Raw genomic sequence first — 12,882 nt, 5'->3', positions numbered from 1 at the left:
GCTTCAGGCCGCCCGTTGGAACCGACTCCGGCTGCTCACCCGCCCCTCGGGGGCATCCTTGGCGTTCCGCCGAGCGGTCCGGCGCACCTGGCGGACCAGTCGCTCGTTGTCGGCCCGACGGATCAGCTCGGCCTCGTTCAGCTGGTGCATGGTGTAGTCGAGCATGGTGTTCTCCTGGTGACGAGGTGTCGGTGGCTCCTGCGAGCCTCGCTCTCTGCGATGTCTCGACTCTCGTCTCCCAGGCGGTGCGGCCGCATCGGGAGAGTGCCGCATCTTCGCGGTGCGGGGGCCTTAGGCGTCGGACGGTGGCCCACCGGTCCGCCCTAAGGCACCCCCGTCCGGGACTCAGGAAGGGCGGTCCGCGCGCCGTTCGCGCCACTCGGGGGCGAGAACGGACCAGACCTCCATGTCATGGCGTACGCCCTGCCAGGGGAAGCTCTCCCGCAGGACTCCGTCGCGGCTGAAGCCGAGCCGCTCGGCGACGCCGATGGAGCGGTGGTTGGCGGAGGAGGCGAGCCATTCGACACGGTGCATGCCGCGCTCGTCCACGGCCCAGTCGATGACATGGCCAGCGGCCCGGGTGATCAGCCCCCGGCCGGCCGCGGACGGCTCCAGCCAGACACCCACCTCGCAGGATTCGCACTCGGTGTCGAAGATCCGGAAGAGAATGCCGCCGACGACTGTGCCGTCGAGCCGGATCACCCAGAGGTGGCCGGTGTCCGCGGCATGCCTGTCGGCGAAGGACTGGAGGAAGGAACGCGCGGAATCGCTGTCGGTGACCTTGACCGTGAACGGCACCCACGGCCCGGCGTACTCACGCGCACGGTCCACATGGGCGAGGAACTCCTCGCTCTGCCAGGGTTCGATGGGCTGGAGTTCCGCACCGTCTCCCAGGGGTATGGAGAACATCCCACTCCTTGTCGGCGTTCGATGTGTGCAAAGTGCCGGGACATCGAGGTATGGAGTCACCGCGCGAGCGGACCGTCCTCGCTCACACGCACTTCCGTGATCTTCGCATGTGCACGGATCCGGGTCTCGGGAGTTTCGATGCTGATCCGCGGCAGCCGGCGGTCCAGCCAGCCGGGCAGCCACCAGTTGGCGCTGCCCAGCAGATGCATGAGGGCGGGCACCAGGAGCGTGCGGAGCACAAAGGCGTCCAGCGCGACGGCCGCGGCGAGACCGATGCCGAACATGGCGATGACCCGGTCGCCGCTGAGGACGAAGGCGAGGAAGACCGAGATCATGATGAACGCCGCGGAGTTGATCACGCGGCTGGTCTCAGCGAGGCCGACCCGGACGGCCCGCCGGTTGTCCCCGGTCTCGAGCCACTCCTCGTACATCCGGCTGACCAGGAAGACCTGATAGTCCATGGAGAGCCCGAAGAGCACCGAGACCATGATCACGGGCAGGAAGGGCTCGATCGGCCCGGCGCTGCCCAGACCGAGCAGCTCGCTCCCCCAGCCCCACTGGAACATCGCGACGACGACGCCGAAGGCCGAGGCGACGGCGGCCACATTCATGAGGGCGGCCTTGAGCGGGATTCCGAAGGAGCGGAAGGCGAGCAGCAGAAGCAGACAGCCCAGCGCGATGACGACGCCGACGAACAGGGGCAGTTTGCCGACGATGATCCCGGCGAAGTCGTCGTAGCCGGCGGTCACACCGCCGACGTGGACCTCGAGGGACGTGCCGCTCTCGGCTGCGGGCACGACATCGGTCCGGAGCCGGTCGACGAGTGCGCTGGTCCGCTCCGACTGCGGCGATGTCTCCGGCACCACGGTGAGTACGGCGGTGTCGGCGCTGCCGTTGTAGGTGACGGGCCCGACGGAGGCCACGCCCGGTGTGTCCCGGAGCAGGTCGGGGAGCCCCTCGAGCGCCAGCCGGTCATCGGCACCGTCGAGCTCGGCGACCAGGGCGAGCGGTCCGTTGACGCCGGGCCCGAAGCCCTCGGCGATCAGGTCGTACGCCTGGCGGGTGGTGCTGGATGCCGGGTTGTTGCCCTGGTCGGACGTGCCGAGGTGGAGTGAGAACGCGGGCAGGGCGAGGACGAGCATCACCACGGCGGCAATCGAGCCGAGCAGCTTCGGGTGACGTTCCACGAAGGCGGACCAGCGTGCGGCGAAGCCCGTCGGGAGTTCGGGCCGGGGGCCACGTCTGGCAAGCCTGCGGCGCTCCGGCCGGCTCAGCGCGCACATCCCGATGAAGGACAGCAGCGCAGGCAGCAGGGTCACGGAGGCCGCGACGGTCAGCAGAACCGTCAGACAGGCCGCGATCGCCACACCATTGAGGAAGGACAGACGCAGGACCAGCATGCCGAGAAGAGCGATGCAGACGGTTGCACCGGCGAAGACGACGGCACGGCCGGTGGTGGCCACGGCACTCTCCGCGGCCTTGGCCACGGAGAGTCCGCGTCTGAGCCCCTTGCGGTGCCTGGTCACGATGAACAGCGCGTAGTCGATGCCGACACCGAGGCCGATCAGCAGCCCCAGCATGGGCGCGAAGTCCGCGACGTCCATGACATGGCCGAGCAGCACGATTCCCGCGTACGCGGCACCGACGCCGACGAGCGCGGTGGCAATCGGGAGCAGGCTGGCCGCCACGGAGCCGAAGGCGAGGAACAGGACGACTGCGGCCACCGCAACACCGACGATCTCGGCGGTGTGTGCGGACGGCGCTTCGGTCAGCGCGGTGACGCTGCCGCCGAGTTCGACCTGCAGTCCGTAGTCCTCGGCGGCCTTGGCCGTCCGGATGACGGCGCGGGCCCGGGCCTCGGGTATCTCGTCGGCCTCCTTGTCGAAGGTGACGGTGGCGTACGCGATGCGTCCGTCCTCGCTGATCTGCCCGGGGGCGGACGAACGAGTGGCACTCCCGGCGTTTCCGTCCCCCCTCGCGCGCTTCGTGCTCACGCCTCCGCCGGGGGCAGCGTCGCCGTTCTTGCCTGCGGTGCCCACACTCTCCGACTGCCGCTTCCGGCCCGGACCACCCGAGTCGGATGCACCGGCAGCATTCGGCGGGTTCGACGCTTTCGGGGTTCTGGGAGCGTCCACAGCATCGACCGAATGCCCCGACTTGACCGCTTCGCCGGTTCTCTTCGCCGACGCCTCTTCGGAGGCCTTGTCTGCCTTCTTCGTGCCACCGGATCCGCCACGCGCATCGCCGCGAGCACCGGTTTCCGTCGCGTCATAGGGACCCGTGACGGAGACGACCCCGTCGAGTGCAGCGATGTCGTCGAGCGCTTTCGTCATGCGCTGCTCGACGGCCTCGGCCCGGACGCTTCCGCGCGGCGTGTGCCAGACGACGGTGTCGCTCGCCCCGCTCTGCCCGGGGAACCCCGCCCGCATCAGCTCGGTCGCACGGCCCGACTCGGTGCCGGGGACCTCGTAGTCGTTGGAGTAGGCGGCGCCTGCAAGAACGGCCGCGGCCGTGACGCCACCGAGGGTGAGCAGCCAGAGAAGTACGGCGACGAGGCGGTGCCTGACGCACCACCGTGCAATGGCTGCCAACGGACGAGCTCCCTGTTGATTCCTGGATCTTCACTGGGAACTGCCCGCAAAGAACGCACGACCTTCAGGAGGCACTCTGTCAGGAGAGGGCGATCGTTTGATGATCGTTTGCCCTGTTCGTGGGAATACTCACATTCGTGGCGATCGTCACAGGAGTGCGCGGAAGCCGGAGCCGGGGTCCCCGCTCCCGCGCGCCCCGCAGGTCAGCCGGAGACGCTCGGGCGCCCGTTCTCGATATGGCCCATGAGCCGGCGTCGGAAGCCGCTGTCGCCCTCCGCCGTCACCTCGACGTCGTACCACCCCTGTGCGTCGGCGGCCGAGTGGACGACGGTGCGGCTTCGGCCGGGCTTCACGACGAGCTTCCTGGTCCAGTCCCGCAGGTCCTCGTCGTCGACGTAGCCGAGCGGCCGGACGGTGAACGTGATGGCCCGGTCGCCGTTGTTGCGCAGCGTCAGGTGAAGATCGCGGTCGTGGTGGTCGATCCGCGAGGCGACCTCGGCGCCGGTACCCCCGGCCCGTCCGGCGAACTCGCGACGGAAGCCGTTCGGCCCGGTGACCGTGAAGCGGTAGGCATCCCCGTCGAGGGGCACGCGCCATCGCTCCCTGCCCCTGACGTCCTTGTGCTGCGGGACGGGAAACTCACCGGCGTACGGGTAGAGCGCGAAATGTGCACTCGCGCTCCCGGTATTGCTGAGCTCGACGTTCAGTGCCCCCTCGCCGTGCCTCGCACAGGCGTCGGGCTGATACGGCAGCGGACGGGCCCGCCGCGTTCCGGGCTCCTGTACCGGCATGTGCTGCACCACCGGGGGTTCCGGCCGCCAGCGTCCGGTGAACGGCGGGATCGCGCCCGGCGGGTCCACCTCCGGCTGCCGGTACCCGCGCCGGAAGTCGAAGGCCGAGGTCAGATCGCCGGTGACGGTGCGCCGCCAGGCGGTGATGTTCGGCTCCTCGATTCCGGTCCACTTCTCCAGGAAGCGGATCACCGAGCTGTGGTCGAAGACCTCGGAGCACACGTAGCCGCCCACGGTCCACGGCGACACGACGAGCAGCGGCACTCGGATGCCGAGACCGGTGGGCCTATCCTGCCAGCGCTCCTCCGTGCTGCCGGCGGGCGGAACCGGTGGAGGCACATGGTCGAAGAAGCCGTCGTTCTCGTCGTAGTTGATCAGGACGACGGTGTGCCGCCACACGTCCGGGTGGGCGCCGAGAGCGTCCAGCACCTTGTAGACGAGAGTGGCGGACGCGACCGGTGAGGACGAGCCGGGATGCTCCGAGTCGATCGCGGACGGCACCAGGTACGACACCTCGGGCAGCGTGCCGGCGGCCACGTCCGCGCGGAACCGCTCGGCGAGCGAGCCGGTCTCAGTGCGGCGCAGCCCGCGCTCGAACAGCGAGCGCTCCTCCTCGTCGAGCGCGGCCAGGCCCTCCTCCAGGGCCGCGAGCAGCCTGGCCCGTTCGGCGGTGTCGGAGGTCTCACGGACCTTCGCGTAGAAGGCCTCCATGAAGGTGAAGTCGCCGGCCTTGGCGAGAGCCTTCCGCGCGATCTCCTTGAAGGTGGTGAAGAACTCGATGTTGTTGTCGGTGAAGTTCTCCCACTCCTGGTAGGTCTTCCAGGTGCGGCCGGCCCTCTCCAGCCGTTCGGCGTACGTCGGCCACGGGTAGCCGGGATGGGTGCCCTCGGCGTACGCGGCGTTGGTCACGGCGCGGCTGCCGTCGGCCTCGAAGCCCGTCCAGCCGCTCCACAGATGGTTGCGGTTGGGGCTCGTCGACGTATGGATCGAGGAATGGTAGGCGTCACAGATGGTGAACGTGTCCGCGAGTTCGTAGTGCAGGGGGATGTCCCGGCGGTCGTAGTACGCCATGGTCGCGGCCGTCTTGGCCGAGACCCAGCCGTCCATCCAGCCGTCGCGCCAGGCCTTGGCCCCGCCGCCCCAGGAGTGATCGAGGTCGCCTATGTACTGCAGGTCCTTCTTCTGCGTCTCGGCGGCGTCGCGCACCGGAAAGGGCAGCACGGTGCGCAGGGGACCCGGCTGCTCGAACACCGATGCCCCGGAGGGAAGTTCGACGGCGTTGCGGTCACCGAAGCCGCGAACGCCGCGCAGAGTGCCGAAGTAGTGGTCGAAGGAACGGTTCTCCTGCATAAGGATCACCACGTGCCTGATCGCGCGCAGGCCGCCGGGCGGCGGCTCATGGGCAAGCGCGGTCCGCAGGGAGGGCGGCAGCAGGGACCCGGCCGCTGCGGCACCGATGGCGCCTCCGCCGAGGGCGAACAGCCGTCGCCGTGAGATGTCCGTGGCCAAGTGATCCTCCCGGGTCGCGTGTTACCGCCCGGAAGTTAGTGAGCGCAGGTGGCGGCGGAAAGACCCGGGGACGACAGCCGCATGAACGTCCAAGCGGACGGGTGGGGAGTCCAAGCGAGATTGCGCCATTCCTGTCCAAGGGGTGAGAAGATCCGGAATTGGCAGCGTTGTCACCACAGCCTGGCAGCATGGACACATGACCAATACGGGGGCATCAACGGGGGTAACGAGGACCATCGCTGTCAGCTCGCCGACGGAGGCGGCGTGGCTCGCGCAGCAGCTTCACGGAGCGCCGGAGGACCACATGGGACGCCCGCCGGTCACGGTCGTGTCGTACGGCCAGGGGGCAGGCACGGTGGAGCGTCGCGAGACGTTCCGCGAGGTGTACGACGCGATCGCCGCGCGGATCGGCGAGCCGACGCTCTACGGCGGATCGGCACAGGGGCCCAGCATCCGCTGGCGCAACGACAGCCGGCTGCTGCTGCTGTCCGGCGACCGGCTCGGCGCCCGCCTGTCGGCGCACCGGCCGGAGACTCTGGAGGCCGAGGAGTACCGCAGCTTCGAATGGGCCGGCGCCGGATCGGCGGCCGAGCCGCACGACTTCGATCTTCTGCCGTACAGCTGGCAGTTGTACCGCAACGGGCCGGGTGAGCGTCCGGTGGCCCGGCCCGGCGCCCGGCTCGCGGGCTGCTGGGAGCACCTGGAGAGCGCACTCGCACTGATGCTCGCGGCCTGGGCCGAGCAGCTCCCGGTGCAGGTGCCGGGCGACTGGGCGGGCTTCACGATTCTCTCCGGCCGGGACCGGGGACGCGATGTGGTCGTCTCCTACGGCCCGGACGACGGGCTGGGGGTGGCCGTCGACGACCGGGACGCGGAGCAGGGACCCGAGCGGGAGCGGGAGATGGTGATGCGCGGCTGGCAGACCCGGGACCGAGGCTGGTGGCAGTCGGTCTTCCTGGAGGCGGACGAGAGCTCGGCGGCCGCTGTCGCGCGTCTGACCGTGTCCGAGCTGCGGGCCCGTGGAGCGGCCTCGCCCGATGAGCTGATGGCACGGGATGTGGGTGTCAACGACCGGGGAGAGCTGTGGCTCCCGGGGCTCGGCATGCGGACCTGCTGAAGGTCAAGAACCCGGTGACGGCCGGTGGTACGCGCTGGGTGATGGACGCCGTGGCGCCGGCTTGCGCCCCGGTCACAGCCGCGACGGCCGTCCGGGCATGTCATGGCCGAGGAGGGGTCCGCCCCCGAGGGAAACGGCCCCGACCGATCCGGCCGGGGCCGAAGCCGTCATGCCTTTCTTCCGCGCGGTGAGATGGATCCACCCGTACTCACGCAGCCGACGGCGGAGATCAGAAGGCGCGGTCGGAGCAGTAGTTCAGGCGGGTCCCGTTCTCGAACCTGGCGACCTCGACCCTGACCACGCCGATCGAATAGCCGGGGTGGGCCTCCGTCACCCAGCCCTTGCTGGTGTTGGCCCCGTCCGTGTTGGCATGCCACGGGAAGGTGGTGGTGAAGCCCCCGAGGCTTTCCGTCACCAGGCGGACCCGCATGTGATGTCCGTCCTTTGACGAGTCGTAGGCGGTGAGGCTGACGTAGGGGATGACCCGGTCGCCATGGCTCCAGCCCTGGATCACCACGCTTCCGTTCCCGCCGGTGGTGGAGCAGTACCCGGTGTAGGTGGCGGCGCTCGCCGGGGTGATCCCGATGGTCAGGAAAGTGGCCGCGCCGAGCGCGAGCAGCCCCGCCCTGGTCTTCATCTTCATATCGTTCCTCGCTGGATGTTCCGTTGTGTCTGTCTCCATCAACACGGAAGGCAGGCCCCCGCTTCAGGAAGGGCGCGGAAGGCCATTCCCCGACTGGTCCCGCGCTGCCCGCTCCGGCGCCGCCGGCCAGTGGCCGGCAGAAGCGACGCGCCGGCGGTGGCACCTGAACGCAGCCGGGTGGGGAAGGGCAACTTCTGCACCACCGGCACGCTATGAGGCGCTCCCAGGCTCCGGCCACCGTGCACAGTGATCAGCTCGCAGGCTCCGACCGTGCACGATGAACAAACGCCACGCCCACGGCCGATCAGCAACTCACCGACCCGCCCAGCGGTGCGGATCCACAGTCGCCGGAGCAGTTGGCCACCTGCCGGCGTGCGGGACTGATTCCGGGCAATCTCCGGACGGAGGGCATCCGTACCGGAGACCACAGGGCGGGCCGCCTTCCGCGCCGCAGTGGACACCGTCATCGTCCCCCGGGCAAAGGCGAGAGCCCGGGTGGGGACCCGGACGAGCGCCTCGGCAACGTCGCCGACCGTCTCGCACGGGTCCGGTCGGCGCCCGGTCGGTGCCGACCGGCGAAGCGGGATCTCTCAGTCCGCTCTCACCGGCCCCGGTCTGCCTTGTGCGGCCGTTTCCGCGGCCGTTACATTCTGCTGGCCCTTGACCCCCCAAACGTGATCGCCTTGCGCGCCCGTGATTCGGCGCGCCCCGGCGCGTCCTCGATGCACGGTGGTGAGCACCGCGATGCAGACGCACATGAAGTCCGGCGGCAAGGGGTTGCGCCGGCTGCTGCTCGCGCAGTCGCTCAGCCAGCTTGGCTTCTGGCTGATGAGCCTGGCCATGCCGCTGCTCGCCGCGACCACCCTGCACGCGTCGCCGTTCGAGGTGAGTGCGGTGGCGGCCAGTCAGACCGCCGCGTTCCTGCTGGTCGGCCTGCCCGCCGGGGCGTGGGTGGACCGGATGCGCAAGCGACCGGTGATGATCGTCGCCGACCTCGGGCGTGCTCTGGTGCTGGGCAGCGTGCCGGTCGTGTGGGCCCTGGGCGGGCTGTCGATCGGCTACCTGTGTGCCGTCGCGCTCGCGGCCGGTGTGCTGACCGTGTTCTTCGACATAGCCGACCAGAGCTTTCTGCCCCGTCTCGTCGCACCCCAGGAACTCGTCTCCGCCAACGCCAAGCTGGTCGGCGTCGAACAGGTGGCGGCGGTGGCCGGCCCGGGCGCCGGCGGCCTCGTCATCCAACTCGCCACCGCACCCCTGGCGTTGATCGGCACGGCCGTCGGCTACCTCTGGTCCGCGCTGTGCCTGACGTTCATCAAGGACCGTGAGCCGCCTCCCGTCCGAGGCAAGGGCGCGCACCTCCACCGGGATGTCATGGACGGGGTGCGATACGTGTTCGCCGACCGGTTCCTACGCCCGCTGGTCTGCTGCTCGACGACGATGACGCTGTTCTGGAGCATGGGGTACGCAATGCTCCTCGTTCTGCTGGCCCAGGATCTGGCCGTACCTGCGGGGACCATCGGGCTGTTGTTCACGCTCGGCGGTCTCGGAGGCCTCGCCGCCACCTCCGTGGCCCGCCGGGTCATCGACGCGCTGGGCGACAGCACCACGATCAAGCTCAGTGTTGCCGTGGCCGCCCCCTTCACCCTGCTGTCGGCCCTGGCCGAGCCCGGTTGGCGGCTGTGGCTCGTCAGCATCTCCAGCTTCGCCTTCGGAGCCGGTCTCGTCCTCTACAACGTCGCCCAGGTCAGCTTCCGGCAGCGCGCTGTCCCTGCCGCCCTGCTCGGGCGGGTCAATGCCACCGTGCGTTTCTGCGCCTGGGGGGCCCGGCCGCTGGGAGCGCTCTGCGGCGGCGCGATCGCCGAACTCGCGGGCGTGCGCCAGGCCGTGTGGATCGGCGCGGCCGGAACGTCGCTGGCGATCGTCTGGCTTCTCCTCTCCCCGCTGCGCGGCCTGCGCACACTGCCGGCCCGCCCGGACCCCGCGAACGGCGATCCGGCCTTCCCCGGTGCCGCGGACGCCGGCCCGGTCCCCGCCGAGGCCGACATCACCGACAAGGAGCGAACATGACCGAGCTCGTCTGGATCACCTGCCCCGACAACTACGATCCCGTCGTCCAGGCACGGCTCCGGCGCGAGGGTTCCGAGCGCGTCGACCTCCTCAGGTCACGGGGCTTCGACCTCACCGTGGTGCACGCCAACGACATCGTCCCCGCCTGGAACGACGGCCCCCGCCTGTGGCAGGGCGAGGCCGATCTCCTCGGCAAGGGCCGCGGCTTCATCATGTCCTCCTGGACCTGGGACGCGGGCGCCGGACGTCATCTCCAGGCGATCGCCCGTACGATCCGGGCCTCCGACAGCGTTCTGCTCAATGACGGGATCAAGGACCCCGAGGCACTCGGCAACGACAAGCTGGCCATGGTCCACCATGCCGGGGCCCTCGGGATACCCGTGCTGCCGAGCGTGTGCGTCCCCTTCGGCCGGTACGCCCGCCGTGCCCTGGCTGCGGTCTCCGCCCAACTCGACGGCTCGGACGGCTACCTCGTGAAGCCGCGTGACATGGCCATGGGGTACGGCGTCCTCAAGGCGGAGTCCTTCGAGCAGCTGACCGCCGCCGTCGATCTGCTGACCCCGGGCGCGCTGGGGTGCATCATCCAGCCCTTCCGTCGCAACTCCGGGGACGTGCGGGTCTACGTCCACAACGGAGCGTTCGTGGCCGCACTGCTGCGCGAGCCGACCGGGGGCAGCTATCTGGCCAATGTCAGTGAGGGCGGTACCGGTTCGGCTCTGTCGGGAGAGGTACCGGCGGAAGTCGCCGGGATGAGCGAGCGGCTCGCACGCAGCCTCGACGCGCCGTATCTGTGCGTGGACTGGCTGCTCTCACCGGCCGGGCCGGTGTTCAACGAGTGGATGACAATTTCGGCCGCCTACGAGGATCTGCCCGAACCCGAGCGTTCCCGGGTCGAGGATGCGCTCATCGCCTGTATCTCCGACCGGTTGAAGGAACTCGGCCCCGCGTCGGGCCACTGATCCGGGACCAATTCGCGGTACCGGGCCCGCGGCGTGCCCACCGGAGACGAGGTGGCGGCGGGGACGGACTCCTTCGATCGGGTGGCGTCGGGGCGCCGCTCCGGGATGTCCGCCGGCCTGGACAGGATCATGATCACGTCTGGGACATCTGTCGCTGCCGCCCCACCCCGGAGGTCTCCGGGAAATCATGGAGGACATTCCGTGAAGCTGCGTTTCTGGCCGGCTGTCGCTGCCTTCTCGCTCGCTCCCCTGCTGATGCCCGCCGCGAACGCGGCGGCCGAGGCCCCCGCCGCCGTGCCTCCGTGCCCCAACGGCTCGGTGTGCTTCTTCTCCGGAACGGACTTCGGGGGCTCCGGCTGGGAGTGGACGTCCGCCGGCGGATACCGCGACATGCCGCCCTCACTCCACGACAACGTGGGATCGTTCGTGGCGAGCACCGACGCCTGCTTCATCAACTGGGACCCGAAAGAGACGCGCCAGGTCCGTGACGGCGACTGGCGACGGACGTACAAGGGCGACTTCGGCGGCCGTATCGACGGTGTCAATGGCGGCAACTGCTGATCCCCACCACCGAACTGGCCCCGCCGTTCCGATGTCCCGGGCCCGTGCGGCGACACTGCTGCGGACGGTGACGCCGACGGCTCCGGCGTCCTCCCGGTGGCCCTGCGGCTGTCGGTGGGGCGCGCCCGACCGCCGGCCACGGCAGCGGGCCACGACCGAGAACGCCACTGGGGCGGGACACCCGTCGGTGTCCCGCCCCAGCGCGCATACAGCGGTGGTCAGCCCTCGGTCACGCCGAGCTTCTCCAGGATCAGCTCCTTGACCCGGGCGGCGTCGGCCTGGCCGCGCGTGGCCTTCATGACCGCGCCGACCAGGGCGCCGACCGCGGCGACCTTGCCCCCGCGGATCTTGTCCGCGACGGCCGCATTGCCCGCGATGGCCTCGTCGACGGCGGCGCCCAGCGCGCCCTCGTCGGAAACGACCTTCAGGCCGCGCTTCTCGACGACGGAGTCCGGGTCGCCCTCGCCCGCGAGGACGCCTTCGATGACCTGACGCGCCAGCTTGTCGTTCAGATCACCGGCGGCGACGAGCGCGGTCACCCGGGCGACCTGCGCCGGGGTGATGGCCAGTTCGTCCAGCGCCGTGCCCGACTCGTTGGCGTTACGGGCCAGTTCACCCATCCACCACTTGCGGGCGGAAACGGAGTCCGCACCCTCGTCGATCGTCGCAACGATCAGATCGACCGCACCCGCGTTGAGGATCGACTGCATGTCGTGCTCCGAGATGCCCCACTCCTCGCGGAGCCGGTTGCGGCGCACCCGCGGCAGTTCGGGCAGCGTGGCCCGCAGCTCCTCGACCCACTCGCGCGAGGGAGCCACCGGGACGAGGTCGGGCTCCGGGAAGTACCGGTAGTCCTCGGCCTCCTCCTTGACCCGGCCCGATGTCGTCGAGCCGTCCTCCTCGTGGAAGTGACGGGTCTCCTGGATGATCGTCCCGCCGCTGTTCAGCACTGCGGCGTGCCGCTGGATCTCGAAGCGGGCCGCGCGCTCGACGGAACGCAGCGAGTTGACGTTCTTCGTCTCGCTGCGCGTACCGAACGTAGGACTGCCCTTGGGCATCAGCGACAGGTTCACGTCGCAGCGCATCTGGCCCATTTCCATCCGGGCCTCGGAGACACCGAGCGCACGGATGAGCTCGCGCAGCTCGGCGACGTACGCCTTCGCGACCTCGGGAGCACGGTCACCGGCGCCCTCGATGGGCTTGGTGACGATCTCGATCAGCGGGATGCCGGCGCGGTTGTAGTCCAGCAGGGAGTGGGACGCACCGTGGATACGGCCGGTGGCACCGCCGACGTGCGTCGACTTGCCGGTGTCCTCCTCCATGTGGGCGCGCTCGATCTCCACGCGGAAGATCTCGCCGTCCTCCAGCTGGACGTCCAGATAGCCGTTGAAGGCGATCGGCTCGTCGTACTGCGAGGTCTGGAAGTTCTTCGGCATGTCCGGATAGAAGTAGTTCTTCCGGGCGAAACGGCACCACTCGGCGATCTCGCAGTTGAGTGCAAGACCGATCTTGATTGCGGACTCGACGCCCACGGCGTTCATGACCGGCAGGGAGCCGGGCAGGCCGAGACAGGTGGGGCAGGTCTGCGAGTTGGGCTCGGCACCCAGCTCGGTCGAGCAGCCGCAGAACATCTTGGTCCTGGTGCCGAGTTCGACATGGACCTCCAGGCCCATGACGGGGTCGTACGACGCAAGAGCGTCCTCGTACGACACCAGGTCAGTCGTGACGGTCACGG

General features: G+C 69.7%; 10 protein-coding genes. 4 read left to right on the top strand and 6 right to left on the bottom strand.

Annotated features, from left to right (window positions below; genetic code table 11):
• Positions 1-3: 3 nt before the first annotated feature.
• The 4 genes from AC068D_RS24950 to AC068D_RS24935 all read right to left on the bottom strand — a co-directional run bounded on the left by AC068D_RS24950 (position 4) and on the right by AC068D_RS24935 (position 5,800).
• Complete coding sequence (locus tag AC068D_RS24950) at positions 4-165, bottom strand: hypothetical protein (RefSeq protein WP_478825265.1); 162 nt, start codon at positions 163-165, stop codon at positions 4-6.
• A gap of 180 nt (positions 166-345) precedes the next feature.
• Positions 346-909, bottom strand: a complete 564-nt coding sequence (locus AC068D_RS24945) for a GNAT family N-acetyltransferase (RefSeq protein WP_478825264.1) — start codon at positions 907-909, stop codon at positions 346-348.
• Positions 910-965: 56 nt separating this feature from the next.
• On the bottom strand, positions 966-3,500 hold the full coding sequence (locus tag AC068D_RS24940) for an MMPL family transporter (RefSeq protein WP_478825263.1): 2,535 nt from the start codon (positions 3,498-3,500) through the stop codon (positions 966-968).
• 203 nt (positions 3,501-3,703) lie between these two features.
• Entirely contained in the window at positions 3,704-5,800 is a 2,097-nt protein-coding gene (locus tag AC068D_RS24935; RefSeq protein ID WP_478825262.1) for a phosphocholine-specific phospholipase C, read from the bottom strand.
• Positions 5,801-6,104: 304 nt separating this feature from the next.
• On the opposite strand from AC068D_RS24935, the gene AC068D_RS24930 reads away from it, so the two are divergent.
• Positions 6,105-6,917, top strand: a complete 813-nt coding sequence (locus tag AC068D_RS24930) for a TY-Chap domain-containing protein (RefSeq protein WP_478825261.1) — start codon at positions 6,105-6,107, stop codon at positions 6,915-6,917.
• Positions 6,918-7,146: 229 nt separating this feature from the next.
• Here the strand turns inward: AC068D_RS24930 and AC068D_RS24925 are convergent, their stop codons facing one another.
• Positions 7,147-7,554 (bottom strand): hypothetical protein, encoded by a 408-nt coding sequence (locus AC068D_RS24925; RefSeq protein WP_478825260.1) that lies wholly within the window; start codon positions 7,552-7,554, stop codon positions 7,147-7,149.
• Between the two features lie 750 nt (positions 7,555-8,304).
• Between AC068D_RS24925 and AC068D_RS24920 the strand changes: the two genes are divergently transcribed.
• From AC068D_RS24920 to AC068D_RS24910, 3 genes are all read left to right on the top strand, one after another.
• On the top strand, positions 8,305-9,627 hold the full coding sequence (locus AC068D_RS24920) for an MFS transporter (protein ID WP_478825259.1): 1,323 nt from the start codon (positions 8,305-8,307) through the stop codon (positions 9,625-9,627).
• Positions 9,624-10,586 carry an ATP-grasp domain-containing protein gene (locus AC068D_RS24915; RefSeq protein WP_478825258.1) on the top strand — a complete coding sequence of 321 codons (963 nt, stop codon included), beginning with the start codon at positions 9,624-9,626 and terminating at the stop codon, positions 10,584-10,586. The genes AC068D_RS24920 and AC068D_RS24915 overlap by 4 nt, the downstream gene beginning before the upstream one ends.
• A gap of 201 nt (positions 10,587-10,787) precedes the next feature.
• Positions 10,788-11,147, top strand: coding sequence for a peptidase inhibitor family I36 protein (locus AC068D_RS24910; RefSeq protein WP_478825257.1), 360 nt, complete (start codon positions 10,788-10,790; stop codon positions 11,145-11,147).
• A gap of 218 nt (positions 11,148-11,365) precedes the next feature.
• On the opposite strand, the gene gatB is transcribed toward AC068D_RS24910, so the two are convergent.
• Positions 11,366-12,880, bottom strand: a complete 1,515-nt coding sequence (gene gatB, locus AC068D_RS24905; protein WP_478825256.1) for an Asp-tRNA(Asn)/Glu-tRNA(Gln) amidotransferase subunit GatB — start codon at positions 12,878-12,880, stop codon at positions 11,366-11,368.
• Between the last annotated feature and the right edge of the window lie 2 nt (positions 12,881-12,882).

Source organism: Streptomyces sp. NPDC043861, from assembly GCF_056435905.1.
This window is presented reverse-complemented; position numbering and strand designations above follow the sequence as displayed.